This window comes from Paludibaculum fermentans (assembly GCF_015277775.1).
In the GTDB taxonomy this organism is placed as follows: domain Bacteria; phylum Acidobacteriota; class Terriglobia; order Bryobacterales; family Bryobacteraceae; genus Paludibaculum; species Paludibaculum fermentans.
This window is the reverse complement of sequence record NZ_CP063849.1, coordinates 3,692,088-3,712,138: the sequence shown is the minus strand read 5'-3', so window position 1 is coordinate 3,712,138 and position 20,051 is coordinate 3,692,088. Positions and strand designations below refer to the sequence as shown.

Here is a 20,051-nt window from a genome sequence, read left to right as displayed (position 1 = left end):
GGCCAACCGGCGGCAAAAACACGTATTTCGGCCGCCGATCTTCTCAGGATCCGGCAGGTGGCAGCGGTGGATGTGGCGTCCAACGGGGCGTTCGCCGTGTATGGTGTTCGCTCGATGTTTGCCGATGCAGGCAAGGAAGGTGAGGTCGAGTACGGATACCGGACTCACCTCTGGCGGGTCGACCTCAACGACCCGGCCGCGCAACCGATCCAACTGACGTTCGGGAACCGGAATGATTCTTCGCCGCAGTTGAGTTCCGATGGGAAGTGGCTGGCATTCCTGCGGACTGACAATGCGGCGGGCGGAGACACGAAGAGCAAGCCGAAGCCGCAAGTCTTTCTATTGAGGATGGATGCGCCCGGCGAGCCGCAGCCAGTGACCAGCCTGGAGCAGGGTGCCGGAAGTGTAGTTTGGCGTCCGGACGGACAGGCCCTGCTGGTAAGCAGCGCGATTCCGCTCTCGAAGCTCGATGGCGTCCCCCCCTACTCCCTGGAACGGCCGGGGCGTGAGTACGAAGCGTATACAAAGGAGCAACTGGAGGCGGCGCGTCCGGATGGCGATCTGGCGCAGATCCGGGCCTGGCTCTACAAGAACGGGCAGAAGGACAATCCGACTGTCATCAGCCGGATGAATTTCCTGGGCGAACAGGGCTTGGCGCCCGAGATGACCATTTCGCAACTGTTTGTGGTCGATCTGGCGGCGCAGAACAAAGTTACGCAGATCACAAAGGGATTCCTGCCGCACAACAATCCGCAGTGGTCTCCAGACGGGCGGCTGATTGCGTACGGCTCGTTTGCGGAAGCCAAGCAGCATCCGGACCGCCTGCGTCGGGGCGCAGTACGGCTTATGGACGCGGCGGGTAACGGCGACCACGCGATTCTGGACGACGAGAAACACAACTGGCAACTGGCCCGGTTTACGCCGGATGGACGGCAGTTGCTGGTGACGGTTTCCGATCCCGCCGACCTTGTTTACTCGCAGCCGAAGCTGGCGCTGACGAACCTGGAAGGCCAGGAGCTGAAGCTGTTGAATGAGCAGTGGGACGCCACGCCACAGGGCATCACCTACAACTCGGATGGCTCCATTCTGTTTACCAGTGGATGGCACGGCGGTTTTCCGCTCCTGCGGATTCGGGACGGGCATCTGCAGATGCTCATCGAGTCCCCCAACGGGGTGCAGCTCTTCGCATGCGGCGGGGGCAAGATCGTCTACGCCCTGACGAGCGCGGAGAACCCGAACGAGCTCTATCTCAGGGAGCCGGGCGGCAAGGCCAGGCGGCTGACGGACTTACATGAGAGTTGGCTGGCCGGCAAGATTGTTGTGAAGCCGGTGGAGAAGTGGCTGACCCGGCCGGATGGGCGCAGGGTGCAGTATTGGGTCATGAATCCGGAGGGCGCGGAGCAGGGTAAACAGTATCCGTGGGTCCTCGACATGCACGGCGGGCCGTCGGCGATGTGGGGGCCGGGTGAGTTCTCGATGTGGCACGAGTTCCAGACGTTTTGCGCATGGGGCTACGGCGTGGTGTATGCGAATCCGCGAGGTTCCAGTGGGTATGGGGCGGCGTTCCTCAAAGCCAACTTCAGGAACTGGGGCGCGGGTCCGGCGGGCGAGGTACTGGCTGCTCTCGATGAGACGGTAAAGACAAATCAGTTGGTGGACAAGGATCGCCTGTTTCTGACGGGTGGTTCGTATGCGGGGTATTTGACCGCCTGGATCGTGGGCCATGACAACCGGTTCAAGGCCGCGGCCGCGCAACGTGGGGTCTATGAGCTGTCGACGTTTTATGGGGAGGGGAATGCCTACGTGCTGGTGCAGGGCGCCTTCGGCGGCTTCCCTTGGCAGCCGGAGGCCAGGAAGATTCTGGACTCGGAGTCGCCGCTGACGTATGTGAGCAAGATCCAGACTCCGTTGTTGATCCTGCATGCCAGCACGGATTACCGCACAGGTCCGACGCAGAGCCAGATGCTGTTCCGGGCGCTGGAGCAGCAGGGCAAGCCGGTGGAGTACATCCGCTATCCGGGAGAAGGCCACGAACTGACACGGTCAGGCAATCCGGGCCGTCGCATGGACCACATGCTCAGAATGGTGGAGTTCTTCGAGCGCTATTCCAGGAACGAGCGCGGCGCACCAGCGGCCACCCGGTAGCCTTCAATTTGTGGCGTGGAGTTTCTTCGAAGCTTCCACATACTTGGCCGTCTTCGAGTTCGACTCGTTCCACTTCACCGGTTCGGAGGAGTTGGCGATGCGCTCGGCCACTAGCGCGCAGGTGCGCACTTCTTTCTCCATGTTTGGATAGTTGATCTTTTCCCAATGATCGCCAGGGCGATGGTAGTCGGGGAAGATCCACGAAACGGCGACGGTGATGGCGGGGACGCCCGAGTCGGCCAGGGACTGGTTGTCGCTGCGGCCGAAGAACTCGTCGCTGTTGGTGTCGTGTTTCCAGGCTTCGATGCCCGTGGCTTTGCCTGCTTCCTTGAGAGCTTCGCCCAACGAGGTGTAGTCGAAGCCGGAGGCCGTGATTTTGCCGGTGCGGTCACCCTCGGTGTCGTCGGTGCGGCCCATGTGTTCAAAGTTCAGGTTGGCGATGGTCTTGGCCAGCGGGAAGACGGGGTGGCTGCCGTAGTAGCGGGAGCCGAACAGTCCCTTTTCCTCACCGAAGTAGGTCATGAAGACCAGCGTGCGCTTCGGCCGCGCTGCTGACCGGGCGAACGATTCGGCCAGGGCGAGCACCGTGGCCACCCCGCTGGCGTCGTCGTTGGCTCCGTTGTTGAGACGATCACCTTCTCCGCGCGGGCTGATACCGATGTGGTCGTAGTGGGCGGTGAGCAGGATGTAGGTGTCTTTCAGCGCCGGATCGCTGCCCGGCAGGGTGGCGATGATGTTCTTGAGTTTGACCGGCTGCAGAACCGGGGCGGGGACGGCGGCGTCGAGGGTAGCGCCGGCGTCTATCGAGGCGACGAACGTATTGAAGTCGGGATCGCTGGTAGTGATCATGGGCGGGCGCTGCCCCGTCGTCTCGGATGCTTCGCGCAGGCGTGTCCGGCCAAAGCCGGTGAAGCCGCCGGTGACGACGATGGCGGGCCCCAGTTCCAGGATACTTTCGCGCTTGCGAACCATGGCGCGAGAACGGGGCTGCGGCGCGATGAGGATCACCGCCTTGCCTTCGACGGCGGAGCGCTCCGGCAGCGGCGTATTCTCGTCCGTGATGGTGACTTTCACCACCGTGGCGCCCTGCACCTGGGTCGCGCCGGAACTGGAGATCATCACGTGTTCCTTATCGGACTTCCAGGTCTTCCCGCCGGACGTGAGCGTAACTTCCAGCCCTTCCGCCGGTTGTGTGACGTTCACATAAGCTGCGGTCTGGAAATACCCCTCGTCACCGGCCGGCTCGAGCCCGTAGCGGCGGAACTGCGAGGCGATGTATTCGGCGGCGACATCAAGGCCCTTCGACGGCGTGTCGCGGCCCTCCAGCGCGTCGGAAGCAAGAAAAGAGATGTGTCCCTTGAGGACGTTCGCGGTGATGGGGGCGAGCAGGGCTTCTTCGGCGGGGCTCAGCGGCTGGGCCGCGAATAAGGAGGCCGTGAGGGCCAGGACGAGCAGGTATCGCATGGGAACCCCTTCAATGTAGCATCCGGGCCTGAATCTCCTGGCGCGACTTTCGATAGCACCCGCCAGGCTCTCTCAGGCTTTGCGGCCGACCACTTCGTCGACCAATGCGTAGTAGGCTTCCAGGTCCTGCGGCCGGGTGTGGATGTGCGTCGAAATCCGCATGCGCTCGGCGCCATAGATCCAGATCTTGCGTTCGCGAGCCTTGCGGAAGAGGTCGTCGAGCTTGGCCCCGCGGAAGCCGATGGTCACCAGGGATCCGTAAAGCGACGGATCGGCGCTGCTGTAGATTTCGAGATACGGGCGCGCCGCCGCCATCTTGTAGTTGAGAATGGCGAGGTCGTGGATGCGGGCGTACACGTTCTCCGGGCCCAGTTGCTTGAGGAAGCGGAGCCCGGCCATCATGCCGACAACGATGCCCCTGTTGTTGGTGCCGACCTTCATGAACCGCGCGGCCTTGCTGCTTTTGTTGTCCCAATCGCCGGTGACAATGGTGGGCCACAGGCGGTCGAGGTTCTCTTCGCGGATATAGAGGATGCCGCTGCCCGCGGGCGCGAACATCCACTTGTGGGGACTGCCGGCGTAGAAGTCGCAGCCGAGTTCGGAGAGCTTCACCGGGATCTGGCCATTCATGTGGGCGCCGTCGACGACGGTAAGTACGCCTTTCGCGCGCGCGGCGTCGCAGATCTGACGCACGGGCATGATGGTGCCCGTGGGGCTGAGGATCCCGCTGAAGAACAGGACCTTCGTGCGCGGTCCGATGGCCGAGATCATCACATCCGCGAGCTGCGCGGAGCTTTTGGGCGGCAGGGGGATGGGTACTTCGCGGACCACGACCCCGTGGCGTTGGGCGCGGACGGCCCAACCGGCCTTGCCGCTGGGGTGCTCGAGGTCGGTCATCACCACTTCGTCGCCAGCCTTGAGATCGAGTCCGGCGGCGATCGTGCTGAGGCCTTCCGTCGCATTGTGGACGAAAGCGAGTTCGTCCTTCTTGCAGCCCAGGAACTCGGCCATCTCGGTGCGCTCGGGGTCGAGGGTTTCGTAGCCCCAACGCGGATACTCGTCGCTGATGAGGCCGGCGCCGCGCTCCAGGAACTCTTCCACTGCCTGGATAACGGGCCGTGGTGCGACGCCGAGGCTGCCGTTATTGAGGAAGGTGCGCCACTCCGGCAGGTAGAACTGTTCGTTCCGGATGCGCAGCCAGTATTGCTCCGGGTCGGAGGAGCGCAACGCGGCGTCGGGCAGCGGTTTCAGGCCGGAATCGGCGGCAGGGAGCGCAGTGAGGCCAAACAGGGAACTGGCCAGGAGGTGACGCCTGTTCATGGAATTTCAGTGTAGCGCGGTGGAACCGGCTGCCCGAGCGCTCCGATTCGCATAAGATGGCTGGCGTGACGACATCCCGCAGAGCCTTCCTCGCCGCACCATCCATGCTTGCCCTGCAGGGCCGGAAGCGGCCGAACATCCTCTTTCTGCTGACCGACGACCAGCGTTGGGACTCGCTGGGCTGCATGGGCAATCGCATCGTGCAGACCCCGAATATCGATGGTCTGTCGAGGGGCGGCGTGACCTTCGGCAAGCAGTTTGTGACGACGGCGATCTGTGTCACGTCCCGCGCCAGCATCTTCACGGGGCAGTATGCGCGGTGTCACGGCGTGGCCGACTTCAATAAGCAGTTCACCGCCGAGCAGCTGAATCGCATCTATCCAGTGGCTTTGCGTCACGCGGGGTACAGGACCGGCTTCATCGGCAAATGGGGTTTGGACAAAGCGCCCGCGCCCAGGGAGGCGTTCGATTACTGGGCCGGTTTCCTGGGGCAGGGCAAGTACTTTCCAGAGGGCGAGCCCGGTCCGCACTTGACCACCATCATGACGGGCCAAGCCCGGGAGTTCCTGCAGTCCTGCAACCAGAACGAGCCGTTTTGCCTCTCCGTGAGCTTCAAGGCGCCTCATGTGCAGGATGAGGATCCGCGCCAGTTCCTCTACGATCCGGCGGATGCAGCGCTGTATACGAACCAGCGCATGCCGGTGCCGAAGACCATGGATTCGGAGTCGATCACGAAGCTGCCGCTGTCGGTGCAACGCTCGGAAGGGCGGCGCCGTTGGGGTGTGCGGTTCTCGACGCCGGAGCTGTTCCAGCAGTCGGTGAAGGGTTACTACCGCTTGATCAGCGGAGTGGATCGTTCCGTCGGTACGATCCTGGGCGAACTGGAGAGGCTGGGCCTGCGTGAGAACACGATTGTGGTCTACACGGGCGACAACGGTTTCTACCTGGGCGAGCACGGCTTGGCCGGTAAGTGGTTCATGCACGAAGAGTCGATTCGAGTGCCGCTGATTGTGCAGGGGCCCGGGATCGCCGCGGGCCGGCGCGTCGACGCAATGTCGCTCAATGTGGACCTGGCGCCCACCATTCTGGATCTGGCCGGAGTGAAGATACCGGGCGAAATGCAGGGCCGGTCGCTGCGGCCCTGGCTGGCGGGGCAGTCTCCGGCCTGGCGTCGGGAGTGGTTCTATGAGCATCAGTTCCGGGCCGCCGGCTGGATCCCGCCAACCGACGGCATACGGACGGAGCGCTGGAAGTATACGCGCTATCCGCAGGAGTCGCCGGTGTTCGAGGAGTTGTACGACCTGAACGTGGACCCGCTGGAGGAGCACAATCTGTCGGCGGACGCGGCCCATCGCGCGATGCTGGAGTCGCTGCGGACCAGGCGCAAGGCGTGGTCGGATGCATTGGACTCGGGGCAGTTGCCCGCCGGCATGTAAGCGCAGACGCGACCTTTTTATCTGTAACTCTATATACTGCTACCGAGGACTTTTATCTGATGTCGCTGATTCGTTGTGCCGCAGTCATTCTCCTGTTGTGCTCGTCCGCCCTGGCACAGGTGACGGTCACTGAGCTCAAGGTGAACATCCCCACCTATGTGGCTGGACCGCCGGACGTGAACCCATTCTTCTATACGGGCCGTACGTATCAGGGCGCCAAGGGCCTCGTATATCCCTACCCGATGTACGACAGCCTGACGGATGTGAAACAGGACAAGAGCTACACCGAGGTCTGCCTGGAGAACGAGTATGTGAAGGTCTGCGTGCTGCCTGAGTTGGGCGGGCGCATCTTCGAGGCCGTGGACAAGACCAACGGCTACAACTTCTTCTACAAGCAGTCGGTGATCAAGCCGGCGCTCATCGGCATGTTGGGCGCTTGGATCAGCGGCGGCGTGGAATGGAACATCCCGCATCATCACCGGGCCTCGAGCTTCATGCCGGTGCTCTACAAGACCAAGGAGAACGCGGACGGCTCCAAGACCGTGTATGTCGGTGAGTTGGAATTGCGCGACCGCATGCGCTGGGCTGTCGGCCTGACGCTGCGGCCTGGCTCGAGCGTGCTGGAGGCTCAGGTCACCGCGCTGAATACGGCGCCGGTCCAGAACTCGCTGCTCTACTTCGCGAACGTCGCCGTACATACGAACGACGACTATCAGGTGATCTTCCCGCCCGCGACCCAGTTTGCCACGCAACATGCCAAGCGGGAGTTCTCGCGCTGGCCCATCGCCGATGGCGTCTACGCCGGAGTGGACTTCACCAAGGGCGTCGACGTCAGCATGTGGAAGAACCATCCCAGCGCCATCTCGATGTTCGCCTGGAATGAGGACGACGACTGGCTGGCCGGCTACGACTACGGCAAGCAGGCCGGCACCATGCATTTGGCCGATCACTACCAGGTGCCGGGCAAGAAGTTCTTCACCTGGGGCACCGGTCCGGGCGGCCGGTTGTGGGACAAGATCCTCAGCGACACGGATGGGCCGTATCTTGAACTGATGGTCGGCGGCTGGAGCGACAACCAGCCCGACTACAGCTGGCTGAAGCCGTACGAAACCAAGACGCTGAAGCAGTACTGGTATCCGTTCCGCAACATCGGTGGGGCGAAGAATGCGACGCGCGAAGCGGCTGTGAACCTGGAAGTGAAGAACGGGCAGGTGAAGGCCGGCTTCTACACGACACAGAAGTTCCCGCAGGCCAAGGCCTTGGTGATGGCGGGCGAGAAGGAGCTGTGGTCGGCGGTGAAGGACCTGGATCCGGCGAATCCGCTGATCCAGGAGTTCCCGCTGCCTGCCGGCGTGAAAGAGACCGAGCTGCGGATCGTGCTGCGCGCGAATGGGCGGGACTTGGTCTCCTATCAGCCCGTGGAGCGCAAGAAGCTGCCGATGCCCGAGCCGGTGCATCCGCCGGATACGCCGGAGAAGACGAAGTCGACCGAGGAACTGTATCTCGCAGGCCTGCGGCTGGAACAGTTCCACAGCCCGGCGCTCGAGCCGGATCCGTACTACCTGGAAGCCATCAAGCGCGATCCCAGCGACATCCGGAACCGCACCGCACTGGGCATTCTGTGCATCAAGCGCGGCCAGTTTGCCGAGGCTGAAAAGCACTTGCGCATCGCGGCGGGCCGCGTCCAGCAGAACTACACCCGGGCCAAGGATGCGGACGCCCTCTATTACCTCGGTGTCGCGCTGGAGTCCCAGGGCCGCCTCAAAGAAGCGGAGGACTGGCTGCAGCGCGCGGCGTGGGATTCCGCCTGGCGCTCGGCCGCTTACTTCCATGTGGCCCAGATCAAGGGCCGCCAGGACAAGCTGGATGAAGCCATAGCCTACCTGGATCGTTCGCTGGTGATGAACGCGACGAACACTCCGGCGCTCTGGCTGAAGGCGTTGATCCTGCTGCACCAGGGCCGGGGCGGGGAATCGGGCGAAGTGCGCAAGACCCTGCGGGCGATCGATCCCATCGACATGCGCGGCTTCTCCGACCTCAGCGAGCTCTTCACGGTGAGCCAGCAGCAGCCGTCTGAAGGGTTGGAGCTGGTGGTGTCGTGCATCAACGGCGGACTCTATCGCGAGGCAGAGATGCTGCTGGATCGCATGCCCTCGAAGTCGCCGATGGTGCATTACTACCGCGGTATGCTGACCGAGCGGCAAGGCCAGAAGGATACGGCGCTGGTCCACTACAAAAAGGGTTCGGCGCTGCCCTACGACTACGTGTTCCCGTTCCAGGTGGAAGCGATGGACGCCCTTTACGCGGCGATCAATGCGAACCCGCAGGACCCGAGGCCGCGCTACTATCTCGGCAACCTGCTGTTCGATCGTCAACCGGCCGAGGCGGTGGCGCAGTGGAAGAAGACTGTCGAACTGGATCCGTCGATGGCGATCGCCTGGCGGAATCTATCCGTGGCATATGCCCGGGAAGCCAACGGCGTGCCGCAGGCCATTAGTGGCCTGGAGAAGGCGATCTCGCTCAACGGCAGCGACTCCCTTTATCTGTTTGAGCTCGACCGCCTGTACGAGTTCTCGCAGAGCCCGGTCGCCAAGCGGCTGCAGATGCTGGAATCACACCGGCAGACGGTGGAGAAGCGCGACGACACAACCTCCCGCCTGGTGACCCTGCAGGTGCTGGCCGGCAAGTACGACGACGCCGTGGCGGTGATGCGTCAGCGGCACTTCCATCTTTGGGAAGGCGGAGCCCGCTTCAATGTGCAGGACACCTGGACCGATGCCCTGGTCCTACGCGGCCATCAGAAGATGAAGGCGAAGAACTACGCCGGTGCGCTGGAAGACTACCAGAACGCGATCAAGTATCCGGAGAACATCGAAGTGACGCGCGCCTATCGCGGTGGACGCGCCCCTGAGACGTTGTACAACGCCGGTGCGGCCCTGGCCGCGCTCGGCAAGCCAGCAGAGGCGCAGAAGGCCTGGCGTGAATCGGCCGCCGAACTGATGGGCAACGACGAGAATCCGCGTCCGACCGTGGATGGCGGCGCTGCCCTGGTCTACTACCAGGCCCTCTCGCTGCAGAAACTCGGCGAGACCGCCCGCGCCAAGGTGCTGTTCCAGTCCCTGGTGGATGCGGCCAACCGTGCCATGCAGCGCACCCCAGGCAATGAGTTCTTTGCCAAGTTCGGAGAGCAGCGGTCGCCGCGGTTGCGATCGGCGCAGGCGCACTACGTGGCCGGACTCGGACATCTGGGGCTCGGCGATAAGGTCAAGGCGAAGGCGGAGTTCCAGAAAGCAGTTGAGCTGAACGGCTACCTGCTGGAGGCTCGCGCCCGCCTGGAAGGCATGACAGAATAACCGCGAAGCGCTGGGACCCGGATGGCGGGCTCCAGTGTGATGCGCAATCAATTCCGGGAGGCGCTCATGAGTGAGAGACGAGATTTCCTGAAGGCGGCCGGCGCGGGCCTGATGATCCTCAAACCGGAGACAGCCTTCGGCTACCAGGCGAATTCCACCGTGGAAGTGGGCCTGATCGGCTGCGGCGGCCGCGGCAACTGGATCGCTCCGTTCTTTGTGGAGTACACAGGGGCTCGCGTGGTCGCGCTGGCCGACGTGGTGAAAGCGAACCTGGAGTCGACTCAGGCGAAGTTCAAGGTTGAGAATTCGCGGTCGTACTACGGGCCGGATTCCGGCAAGCAGTTGGCGGAGTCCAAGCTCGATGCGATTGTCATCGAGACGCCCACTTACTTCCACGCCGAGCAGGCGAAGTGGGGCGTCGACGCGGGCAAACACGTCTACATGGCGAAACCCATGGCTGTCGATGTGCCCGGCTGCAAGAGCGTGCTGGCCAGCGGCGACAGGGCCCGCCAGAAGAAGCTGACGTTCTATGTCGATTTCCAGACGCGCGTGCGAGAGGTGTACAAAGAAGCCGCCACTCGCATCTTCCGCGGCGACATTGGCAAGCCGGCCTTTGCGCAGGTCTACTACTATGCCAGCCGCCCGTCGAAGGACAAGGGCACGCCGGGCATGGAACCGGGCCAGCGCCGCATGTCCAATTTCTACATGGACAAGGTGCTGGGCGGCGACATCATCGTGGAGCAGAACATCCACGTGATCGACGTCGCCAACTGGTTCCTGCAAGGGCACCCCGTGAAGGCTTATGGCAGCGGCGGGCGGACCGACTGGTCGGGCACGGCGTATGACGCGGGCGACGCCTGGGATCATTTCCTCGTCCAGTTCTTCTATCCCAATGGCGTGCAGGCCGACTTCAGTTCGCATCAGTTGAATGGCGGCTACAGCGACCTCTGCGTGCGCATCGTCGGCATTGACGGCTGTGCGGATACGCACTACGGCGGCATGCTGCGCATCGCCGGCAAGAACAATTGGATGGGCGCGGAGAAGGACGACACATTCAAAGGCGGAGCCGTCGAGAACGTCAAGCTGTTCATTGCCGCCGTCAAAGCGGGCCAGCCGATCTACAACTACGAGGAATCGATCAGGAGCAACCTGACCGCCATTCTCGGCCGCACAGCCGCCTACAAGAACCGCGAAGTGACGTGGGATGAGATGATGAAATCCGAAGAGAAGTGGACGCACGATCTCAAACTTCGCTGGTAGCTTCTGGCCGCCGCTCCGCCCTGGGCATTCCTCATTGGGACGGCATCAACTGAATGGATCTGCGGCGGCAGACCTGGGCCACCTTCCTGCTGGCGGCGGTAGTGTGTGCCGGCGCCCTGGTGCTCGTGTACTGGAAACTCATCCTTTCATCGCAGTACACGTTTGCCGATTCGCCGGACATGGTGAATCAGGTGCTGCCCTGGATGGCCGTCCAGGCGCGCGAGTGGCACTCCGGGCACGTGCCGCTGTGGGATCCTTACCATTGGGCCGGGCAGTCCCTGATCGGCCAGAGCCAGCCGGGCGTTCTGCATCCGGTCACCGTGCTGGCCGCGCTGGTGCCTTTGAAGGACGGGCTGTTCGCTCTGAAGACCCTGCATTGGCAGTTCGTCTTCATCCACTTCTGGCTGCCCTGGCCGGTTACCTCCTCTGCCGCGAACTGCGCTGCAGCCTGCCCGCTTCGTTGGCAGGAGCCGCAGTCTGGACGCTAGGCGGCTACGCGGGTTCAACCGACTGGGTGCAGATGCTGAACTCGGCTTTGCCGGCTCCCCTGACGCTGCTGTTCTACTTCCGCTACACACGCACCGGGCATCTCTTCCGCAATGCAGCCTGGTCGGGCGCGATGCTCGGACTCGGCTGGCTGGGCGGCCATCATCAGGTGCCGGTCTTCATGACCCTCGTGCTAGGCGGCCTTTGGTTCTCTGAGTGCTTCCGTTCGCGCACGGGATGGCGGCGCGGCCTGGCCGCCGTGGTGTGCTGCGCGGTATTCAGCGGCCTGATTGGGGCTCCGCAGATTTTACCCGCCATGGAGTATGGCCGCCGGGCCCTGCGCTGGGTCGGCAGTGAGAACCCCGTGGAGTGGGCGCAGAAGGTCCCGTATCTCGTTCACGAGAATCATTCGCTGACGCCGCAGTCTGTCCTCGGGCTGGTCTTGCGCGACTCGTTCGCACACGTCAGCCCGTATGTCGGCGTGACGGCTCTGACCTTGGCCCTGTGGGCCGTGTGGCGGCGATGGAAACGGCAGAACGTCCGGATCCTGGCCGTGATGGCCGTGGGCGGCTTCGTCTTTGCGTTGGGGGGATTCAGCCTTGTCCACGGACTGGCGTACGCCCTGCTTCCGTTCGTCGAGAAGGCCCGCATGCCGGCCGCCGCCGTGGTCGTGAATACCCTGGCCCTGTCGGCATTGACGGCCATCGGCTGGGACGCCCTGCGTTTTCACCGCGCCCACCTCGGCAGGCTCGCGAAGAGTGTCTGTGCGCTGGGCGGGTTCATCCTGCTCTTCGTGGCCCTCGCTCAGGGCATCCGGCCGGAGCAGAGCAGCGCGTATGAGCGTCTCTCGTGGCTGGCCATGGGCTGCCTGGCTCTCAGCGCACTCGGTGCTTTGCGGCGGCGGCGTCTCATCGGCCAGGGACTCTTCCAGGGGCTGCTCGCTTTCGTGCTCATCATGGAACTCAGCGGCCATGCGAATCAGCATTTCAAACATCGCGAGCAATGGACTCTCCTCCCTTCGTTGAGCGGTATTCACGACGCGGCGCAGTTTGTGAAGAGCCGCGGAGGCGCAGGCCGGGTTCATGCCGATCCCGCCGAAGTCCCCTTCAATCTCGGCGATTGGGAAGGCATCGAGCAGACGCGCGGCTATTGCGGCATCACCTCGGATGTCTTTACTCTCTTTGGAGCGGAACGCTTCATTGACCTGCTCTCGGCTCGCTACTTCATCAGCAGAACGACGCCCAGAGGGCTCGGCGAGCCGGTGTTCACAGGCGCGGCGGGTTGGCAGGTCTTCGAGAACCCACGCGCGGTGCCGATGGTCCGGTTGGTACACGAGACGGCGCAGGCGCGAGACTCAGCTGAACTCTGGAATCTGCTGAAGTTTGGAGGTCTCGACGTCAAAAAGGTAGCTGTGACCGCAGCGCCGGTGCCACTGGGCTCCTGTGAAGGCGGCTCAGCCCGCATCGTCGAGCGGATCTCATCGCGCTGGCTCATCCAGGCCGACTCGCCCTGCCGCTCGCTCCTGGTGGTCTCACAGGAGAACGATCCCAACTGGATCGCGTCCGTCAACGGCAGGGCCGCCGGCATCCTGGCCGCATACGCGGGCCTGCAGGGCATCGTCGTCGAGGCTGGCACATCCCAGGTCGAATTGAACTACCGGCCCAGGGCCGTCTACCGCGGCCCGGCCCTTTTTGCGCTGGGCGCTATTTTGCTAGCCGCACTCGCAGTAGGAACCAGGCCGTCCCGCAGAGGCCAATCGCGCCTCCGGTGAGAAAGGTCCATTCGGGGCCGACGTGTCTCCACAGCCAGACCGCCGCCAGTGGGGCAGGGCAGAAGAAAAGCGATCGCAGCCCCCAGTAGAGACCCACGGCGCGTGCCCGGATGCGCGGCGGCATTCCAGCCGTGATGGCTGCCTTCCGGGCCGGTTCTCCAATCTCGCGCAAACCGTTCAGGACGAACGTAATGCAGAGTGCTGTCATGATCGGCAGCCCGGTCTTCGGCAGCAGCGTCAACGAGAACGGGAACAGCGTGAACAGGACAAACGTGATTCCAATGAACGGCTTCATGCTGGAAGAGCGGTCGGCCAGCTTGCCGACAGGAATGTAGGTAAGTAGTGAGGTGAAGGCGGTCAGCGAGGCCAGCAGGCCGTACTCGGCCGGAGTGCGGCCCAACACCGCCACCACATACAGGGCGGCGAAATCTCGTACGAACCAGTCGCCCCAGCGAAGAAAGATCTCGGCCGTCAGCAGGCGCTTCAGGTCCGGCGGGATGGAGGCGAGCACCTGGCGGGCCGGCATGGGATCGGGCTCCGGCATCGGCTTCATGCGGCCCAGCAGGGTGATCTGTGCGATCACCGATGCGGCCAGTACGCCCACCGCCAGCCAGAGATTCGCCCAGTACCCGATCGCAAAGACCACGCCACCGATCAGCGGACCGATAATCTTAGGGATCCGCTTCTGGATGCTCTGCACGGAGAAGGCGATGTTCCGGCGGTTGGCCGCGACTTCGCTGCCCACCACCTCGAACGTTGCGGGGACCGACAGCGGATCCCAACTGGTCAACAGCAGCGCTCCGATCACGATGGCCCATGGCTGGTGCAGCGACAGCAGCAAAGTGAACCCCACCGTCATCGGCACGGCGGAGATCGCCAGCGCCACGCGCGGACCCAGGCGGTGCGCGAAGGTCCCGCCCAGGAAGTAGCCCAGCCCCTCCACGAGATTCTCCAGGAAGGAGTAGATGCCCATGTAGCCGACGGCCTTCGCCAGGTCGCCGGTCTTCACGTTGAGGTAGATGGAAAGGAAGTTCCGCCAGATCTCCTCTGAGAGACCGAGCCCGCCCACGACGACGAGCACGCCAAGAGCGGCGCGATTAATCCCCAGCCAGTCCGCCAGGCGGCGCATGGACATATCCTATTGGAACGCAGCCAGCGGCATTCCGGGTTCAGGCTAGAACAAGCGGCGCAGCCAGGCGCGGGCCAGCACCGTCATTTTCTCTGAGGTCGACAGTCGGATCTTGCCAGGCATCACGTCGTAGCCGCGCTGCTGGATGCGGTTCAGCAGTTGCGAGTAGATCTCGATGAGCGCCCACAGCGCCGGCTGGCTGTCTTCCCGCATCATCGCGATCAACGGCCTTGACTCCGCGTAGTAGCGCTGCGCCCGTGCCCCTTCGAACTCCAGCAGTTGGCGGATCTCCGGAGTCGTCACGGGGCCAGCCAGTGCTTCGGGCGTCACCCCGAAGCGCGCCAGGTCCTCGGACGGCAGGTACACCCGCTGGTTGACCGCGTCCTCGCGGACGTCGCGGATGATGTTCGTAAGCTGGAACGCGATGCCGCACTTCTCCGCCAGCGCCAGCGCGCGCGGATCGTCGAACCCGAAAATGTGAATCGTGGTCAAACCCACCACCGAGGCCACGAGGTAGCAGTAGCGGTAGAGCTCGTCGAATGTCTCCACCTTGCGCGGCTCCAGGTCGCTGGAGACGCCGTCGATCATCTCGTGGAAATACTGGGCAGGGACGCGATACTTGCGGACCACATCCTGAAAAGCGGGCCAGACAGGATGATCGGCGGGCGGACCGGTGAGCGTCTGCACCATCTGCGCGCGCCAGCCGGCGATGTTCGACAGGCTCGCTCCGGCTTCATCACTGAGGTCGTCGCATTCGCGCATGAAGGCGTAAATGGCGCACATGGCGAGCCGCTTCTCTTCCGGCAGGACGAGGAACGAGTAGTAGAAGTTCTTGGCCCGTGCGCGAGCGACTGCGACGCAATGGGCATAGGACGCGGCCAGACGGCTCATGCGGCTTTCGACACGGCCGCGCGCAGCAGGCTGCGCAGCAGCAGCACCACCCGCTCTGGCTTCGAAACCACGGGCCGTCCTTTCAATACGTCGTAGTCTTGCGCCCGGATCTTGTCCAGTACCTTCATCCCGCCGCGGCTGAAGAGGTCGATGTCCAGCGCCAGGCGGCGGTCCAGCTTGCCCACCAGCGGCAGGCCGGTCTCAAACAGCTGCTGCGCGTAGTCCACCGCTTCCACCATCACTTTGCGGAAGGCCGGGGTGTTCCTGTGCGCGAACAACTCCTCCTCTGTGTAGCCGTGCTTGCGGAACAGGTCCAGCGGCAGGTAGACGCGATCCTTCTTGAGGTCCACCGTGACGTCCTGCCAGAAGTTGGCTAGCTGCAGGGCGGAGCAGGTGGCATCCGAGAGGCGGAACCGCTCTTCGTCCCGATAACCGCACAACATCAGCACCAGGCGGCCCACGGGATTCGCGGAGTTGACGCAGTAGTCCATGACCCCGGCCCAGTCGTCGTAGCGGGTGACTGTCTGGTCCTGGATGAACGCTGTAAGTAGATTGTCGAACGGGTCGATGGGTAGTTCGTGCCGCTCGATGGTCAAAGCAAGCGCGACGAATACAGGATGGGTAGGTTTGACGCCTTCGTACAGGCCGCGCAACTCGCCGCGCCACCAATTGAGCAGGCGCAGGCTCTCCTGTGTGTCGCCAATCTCATCGCCCAGGTCGTCTGACCAGCGGCAGAACGAGTACACGTTGTAGAAATCCTGGTGCAGGTGCTTGGGCAGCAGGAAGCTCACCACGTTGAAGTTCTCGTAGTGGTGGGTCGCCAGCCAGTGTGTATACGACAAAGCCTGGTCGGTGGACCAGGCTTTTGTCATGGCTTCCTGCGATTTCAGAAACTCTACGGGTTGCAGTTGCACGCTGATCGCAACAGCCTTAGGGAATGATCGCCGTCTTCATGTGGCCGTTGTGGCTCATCAGGTGGCGCATCACTTCGAGCAGGTTGGTGAGCGGCTCTTCCCGGTTGACGAAATCACGGGCGGTGATGTCGCCGCGGCTGACGATGTCGAGAGCTTTGCGGATGTAGGAAGGCGTGTGGTGGAAACTGGCCACGCACTTGATTTCGCTATAGTGCAGGACCTGCGTCTCGAGCATAATGCGCGTATCGCTGGGACAGCCGCCGAAGAACTGGGCGGTGCCTCCACGGCGCAGCAGGCGGACGGCGAGTTCCCAGGTTTCCGGGTTGCCCACCGCTTCGATGACGACATCGGCGCCATAGCCGCCGGTGAGCCCGCGCACCTGGCGCATGACATCCTCGGCGTCGGTATTGAGCAGGGCATCGTGCGCGCCCATGCGGAGGGCGCGATCGAGTTGGGAAGTGCGGCGGCCCAGGGCAATCACCCTGGCGCCGTAGACTTTTGCGAGGCGGACGAACATCAGTCCGATCGGACCCTGTCCAATCACCACGACGTTGTCGCCGGGGCGCACATGGGTCTCTTCCAGTCCCTTTAAGACGCAAGCCAGCGGCTCGATCAGTGCGGCATCGGGGTAACCCAGATGACCGGGAATCTCGTAGAGGTTCCGCTGGACGATACGGGCGGGAATACGAATGAACTCCGCGTAGGCCCCGTTGTTGAACAACAGGTCCTCGCAGAGATTCTCCAGACCTTTGCGGCAATAGAAACAGTTCAGGCAGGGCGCTGAGTTAGCTGCCACGACGCGCTGACCCGCGTGGAAGCCTTCCACATGCTCGCCTACGGCGACGATGTCGCCCGCCAACTCATGTCCGAACAGGGCCGGCGGGACGATCATTTTTGCGTGATACCCGCGACGGAAAACCTTCACGTCGGTACCGCACGTGAGTGCGGCCCGCACGCGCACGAGCACGTCGCCTTTTTCAATTTGAGGCACGGACACCTGTTCTACGCGCACCTGTTCACGCCCGTAGAGCACGGCGGCCATCATCTGCTTGTTCACTTAAGACAACCTCTGTGGCTGAACCATTATTTTCAACGATTTGCCGTCCGGATGCAACGCCAGGACAATGCCTTCCCGGATCTCAGAGAGCGGAAGTCTGTGAGAAACCAAATCTTCCACTGGCAAATCCCCGCTAAATACCAATCGTGCGGACTCGGCCTGAAGATCGACCGAAGCGCTGTAACACCCTAACAGCGTCCGCTCCAACTTGCAGATGTCAGCGCCGGAGAGTTCGATTCTTTCCGTGTCACTGGTCTGCGCAAACAGCAAGATTTTGCCTCCAGGACGCGATGAGGCTATCGCCTGATCGACAATCCCTTTGGCCGAGGCGGCGACGAATACCTGGTCCACGCCGCGACCCTCCGTCAATGCCTTACATAACCGCGCAACATCCTCCGTGCGCGGATCCCACGATTCAGACGCCCCGAACTTGCGGGACAGCGCCAGACGTTCTGGAATCGCGTCCGTTGCCAGTACGGTGGCCCCAGTCCGCTTCACCAGCATGGTAAACAATAGCCCAATCGGCCCCTGGCCCTGAACCAGCACCACATCCCCGGGTTGCGGATTCATCTCCACGACCGCCTTCAGGCAGGTATTCACGGGCTCAACGAAACTTGCGACCTCGAACGACACACCCTCAGGGATCAATTCGACCCCGTCGCGAACAATCCAATCCATCACCCGGATGTACTGGGAGAATCCGCCGCCGGCAGGCTCAAACCCGGCCGTAATGCCGACCCTCTTGTAAGTTTCGCACTGTGCGTACAGTTTCTTCGAGCAATAAAAACATTTCTTACAAGGAATGTGGTGGAAAGCGATTACGCGATCGCCTGTACGGTACTTGGTAACACCTTCACCCACCTGTACAACTACACCAGCGGACTCATGCCCGTAGATCCGCGGCGGCGGCAGCAGGTCATGCTCCACCTTCTTCAAATCCGTGTGGCAGATGCCACAGGCCTCCACTCGAACCAGAATCTCTCCAGGTCCGATCTGAGGCACGGGTACGGGCTCCACACTAATGTGGCCCTGGCCGGTATAAACGGCGGCCATCATCGTGCCGTTGGGAGAACCGTTCACTTTAGAATCGGCAGTCGGCAAGGAAATCCCCCAAATTCGTGGAAGCGCGGCGGCAGTGGGCGTCCAGGCGGATCAGCCCGGCGAAACAGGCGGGCCGCATTAGTGCGGCGGCCACGATGCGTCCGCGCGAAAAGCGACCATCCGGGTCGCGGTACAAGTTGAAATCGAGTGGCATCTCATCGCGGGCTGTATCACTTACGACGCGGATGCAATAAAACGGAGTTTCCGATCTTTCCGCCCGATCTGCAACAGCGGCGGCTTCCATCTCGACAACGGAAGATCCTTCCGCCCATAAGGCGGCTTTCTCGGCGGCTGTCACCGCCACCCGGTCCACCGACAGCAGTCGGCCCTGTGCATGCGGCGCATCCACATTCGTCGGATTCGAATCGAACTGGCGGCCCTGGTCCCTGGCGTCCACGCTGGAGGCGACAAAAACCTGGCACGCATCCAACGCGGGGTCCAAAGCCCCGCAGAATCCTGTACTGATGAACGCCCGAGGCTCGCACTGCCGGGCGGCCAGTTCCGCCGCTTCTCCGGCCAGCCTGGGACCTGGGCCATTGGCCGAGAGGATCCACGACGCACCGCCGATCTCGGCTCGCCTGGCAAACTGCACCGGCCAGTCGAGTTCCGACAACGAGGACGCGTGCCTGAGCAGCCCTTCAAACTCGCGGGCTTCGGCGGCGATCGCCACAATTGGATTGCCGTCAACAGTAGCCATTTGCCTCAAACCAGGTCACAGCCTTGCGCAGAGCCAGATCGGCGCCCGAGGGACGGAACCCCAACTCCCGCTCTGCCTTGGCGCAACTCACCCACATTCTCTTTCGGGCCATCCGGACAGCGTCCAGTGGAACGCGCGGAGCCACCCCGCTGATATTCGCCCAAGCCGTTGAAAACGCGCCGGCCACCAGGGCAACCACCCACGGAATTCTCGTCTTGGGCGCGGTCTTGCCGCTGATGGCCGCCAGCTTGCCCAGGATCTGCTCCAGCGTCAGGTTCTCGCTGCCAAGGATGTACCGTTCTCCGGACTTGCCTCGTTCGCACGCCAGCCAATGTCCTTCGGCAGTCTCCCGCGCGTCGACGATGTTCAAACCCGTATCCACAAACGCGGGGATTCGTCCGGCCAGGAAATCCACAATCGTCTGCCCGGTCGGCGTCGGTTTCACGTCGTGATCGCCAACGGGCGCGGTGGGATTCACAATGACCACCGGGAAGCCTTCCTGCGCGAACCGCAGGGCTTCCTGTTCAGCCAGGAATTTCGACCGCTTGTAGTGCCCGGTCATGTCTTCCAGGGTCACGGGTGTTGTCTCGTTGCCCAACCCGCCCGGAACAAAGCCAATGCAGCCCACCGTACTGGTGTAGACGACGCGCTCGACGCCCGCTTTCCGGGCCGCGCCCAGCAGATTCCTCGTCCCGGATACGTTGGAGTCGTACATCTCCTGCGGATTCTTTACCCACAACCGGTAATCCGCAGCCACATGGAACACCAGGCTGCAGCCGTTGACAGCCCTGCGCAGCGAATCCGCGTCGCGCAGGTCACCCGGCACGATTTCGACGTCCAACCCCCGCAGATTCTCCGGTTTACGAGCCATCGCACGCACGGGAATGCCTCGCTCGACCAGCCCGTTTGCCACGTGCCAGCCGAGAAACCCCGAAGCGCCAGTCACTAACGCCGGCTTCAAGCTTTCGCCTCGCTAAGATCAGACCCCATTGGCTACCGCGGCGCCTTCCTTGCGCCGCCGCGCGGC

The 20,051-nt window shown here is 62.9% G+C and carries 15 protein-coding genes; 6 read left to right on the top strand and 9 right to left on the bottom strand.

What is annotated here, in order from left to right:
- The first annotated feature begins 57 nt into the window (after positions 1–57).
- Positions 58–2,145 carry a S9 family peptidase gene (locus IRI77_RS14460; protein WP_194452751.1) on the top strand — a complete coding sequence of 696 codons (2,088 nt, stop codon included), beginning with the start codon at positions 58–60 and terminating at the stop codon, positions 2,143–2,145.
- 3 nt (positions 2,146–2,148) lie between these two features.
- On the opposite strand, the gene IRI77_RS14455 is transcribed toward IRI77_RS14460, so the two are convergent.
- Complete coding sequence (locus tag IRI77_RS14455; protein ID WP_194452750.1) at positions 2,149–3,609, bottom strand: M28 family peptidase; 1,461 nt, start codon at positions 3,607–3,609, stop codon at positions 2,149–2,151.
- 72 nt (positions 3,610–3,681) lie between these two features.
- Positions 3,682–4,929, bottom strand: coding sequence for an aminotransferase class V-fold PLP-dependent enzyme (locus tag IRI77_RS14450; RefSeq protein WP_194452749.1), 1,248 nt, complete (start codon positions 4,927–4,929; stop codon positions 3,682–3,684).
- A 65-nt stretch (positions 4,930–4,994) separates the two neighbouring features.
- Here IRI77_RS14450 and IRI77_RS14445 point away from each other — a divergent pair, with 65 nt between their 5' ends.
- The 5 genes from IRI77_RS14445 (at position 4,995) to IRI77_RS14425 (ending at position 13,235) form a co-directional block, all read left to right on the top strand.
- Positions 4,995–6,365 (top strand): sulfatase family protein, encoded by a 1,371-nt coding sequence (locus IRI77_RS14445; RefSeq protein WP_194452748.1) that lies wholly within the window; start codon positions 4,995–4,997, stop codon positions 6,363–6,365.
- A 59-nt stretch (positions 6,366–6,424) separates the two neighbouring features.
- A complete protein-coding gene (locus tag IRI77_RS14440; RefSeq protein WP_194452747.1) occupies positions 6,425–9,718 on the top strand; it encodes a DUF5107 domain-containing protein in 3,294 nt (1,097 codons plus the stop codon).
- A gap of 66 nt (positions 9,719–9,784) precedes the next feature.
- Positions 9,785–10,978, top strand: a complete 1,194-nt coding sequence (locus IRI77_RS14435) for a Gfo/Idh/MocA family protein (protein ID WP_194452746.1) — start codon at positions 9,785–9,787, stop codon at positions 10,976–10,978.
- Between the two features lie 53 nt (positions 10,979–11,031).
- Positions 11,032–11,466 (top strand): hypothetical protein, encoded by a 435-nt coding sequence (locus tag IRI77_RS14430; protein ID WP_194452745.1) that lies wholly within the window; start codon positions 11,032–11,034, stop codon positions 11,464–11,466.
- Positions 11,355–13,235, top strand: a complete 1,881-nt coding sequence (locus tag IRI77_RS14425; protein ID WP_194452744.1) for a hypothetical protein — start codon at positions 11,355–11,357, stop codon at positions 13,233–13,235. Before IRI77_RS14430 ends, IRI77_RS14425 begins: the two co-directional genes overlap by 112 nt.
- Here IRI77_RS14425 and IRI77_RS14420 read toward each other — a convergent pair.
- Genes IRI77_RS14420 through hpnA form a run of 7 tightly spaced genes read right to left on the bottom strand, consistent with a single transcriptional unit; the run spans position 13,168 to position 19,985 of the window.
- Positions 13,168–14,364: an MFS transporter gene (locus tag IRI77_RS14420; RefSeq protein WP_194452743.1), complete on the bottom strand. Its 1,197-nt coding sequence runs from the start codon at positions 14,362–14,364 to the stop codon at positions 13,168–13,170. The two genes, IRI77_RS14425 and IRI77_RS14420, sit on opposite strands and share 68 nt — an antisense overlap.
- Positions 14,365–14,409: 45 nt before the next feature.
- A complete protein-coding gene (locus tag IRI77_RS14415) occupies positions 14,410–15,255 on the bottom strand; it encodes a phytoene/squalene synthase family protein (RefSeq protein ID WP_194452742.1) in 846 nt (281 codons plus the stop codon).
- The gene (gene hpnC, locus IRI77_RS14410) at positions 15,252–16,127 is read right to left on the bottom strand and encodes a squalene synthase HpnC (protein ID WP_194452741.1); all 876 of its coding nucleotides are present in this window, start codon (positions 16,125–16,127) and stop codon (positions 15,252–15,254) included. Before hpnC ends, IRI77_RS14415 begins: the two co-directional genes overlap by 4 nt.
- Positions 16,128–16,185: 58 nt before the next feature.
- Positions 16,186–17,226 (bottom strand): zinc-binding dehydrogenase, encoded by a 1,041-nt coding sequence (locus IRI77_RS14405; protein WP_194452740.1) that lies wholly within the window; start codon positions 17,224–17,226, stop codon positions 16,186–16,188.
- On the bottom strand, positions 17,227–18,327 hold the full coding sequence (locus IRI77_RS14400; protein WP_228486746.1) for an alcohol dehydrogenase catalytic domain-containing protein: 1,101 nt from the start codon (positions 18,325–18,327) through the stop codon (positions 17,227–17,229).
- A complete protein-coding gene (locus IRI77_RS14395; RefSeq protein WP_194452739.1) occupies positions 18,308–19,024 on the bottom strand; it encodes a phosphorylase family protein in 717 nt (238 codons plus the stop codon). The genes IRI77_RS14400 and IRI77_RS14395 overlap by 20 nt, the downstream gene beginning before the upstream one ends.
- A complete protein-coding gene (gene hpnA, locus IRI77_RS14390) occupies positions 19,011–19,985 on the bottom strand; it encodes a hopanoid-associated sugar epimerase (protein WP_194452738.1) in 975 nt (324 codons plus the stop codon). The genes IRI77_RS14395 and hpnA overlap by 14 nt, the downstream gene beginning before the upstream one ends.
- Between the last annotated feature and the right edge of the window lie 66 nt (positions 19,986–20,051).

What these genes read in the sequence shown, in the direction of transcription:
- hpnC (WP_194452741.1), bottom strand. Translation starts at nt 16,127, where the DNA reads ATGACAAAAGCCTGGTCCACCGACCAGGCTTTGTCGTATACACACTGG.
- IRI77_RS14435 (WP_194452746.1), top strand. Translation starts at nt 9,785, where the DNA reads ATGAGTGAGAGACGAGATTTCCTGAAGGCGGCCGGCGCGGGCCTGATG.
- IRI77_RS14455 (WP_194452750.1), bottom strand. Translation starts at nt 3,609, where the DNA reads ATGCGATACCTGCTCGTCCTGGCCCTCACGGCCTCCTTATTCGCGGCC.
- IRI77_RS14420 (WP_194452743.1), bottom strand. Translation starts at nt 14,364, where the DNA reads ATGCGCCGCCTGGCGGACTGGCTGGGGATTAATCGCGCCGCTCTTGGC.
- IRI77_RS14395 (WP_194452739.1), bottom strand. Translation starts at nt 19,024, where the DNA reads ATGGCTACTGTTGACGGCAATCCAATTGTGGCGATCGCCGCCGAAGCC.
- IRI77_RS14440 (WP_194452747.1), top strand. Translation starts at nt 6,425, where the DNA reads ATGTCGCTGATTCGTTGTGCCGCAGTCATTCTCCTGTTGTGCTCGTCC.
- IRI77_RS14450 (WP_194452749.1), bottom strand. Translation starts at nt 4,929, where the DNA reads ATGAACAGGCGTCACCTCCTGGCCAGTTCCCTGTTTGGCCTCACTGCG.
- IRI77_RS14415 (WP_194452742.1), bottom strand. Translation starts at nt 15,255, where the DNA reads ATGAGCCGTCTGGCCGCGTCCTATGCCCATTGCGTCGCAGTCGCTCGC.
- IRI77_RS14430 (WP_194452745.1), top strand. Translation starts at nt 11,032, where the DNA reads ATGGATCTGCGGCGGCAGACCTGGGCCACCTTCCTGCTGGCGGCGGTA.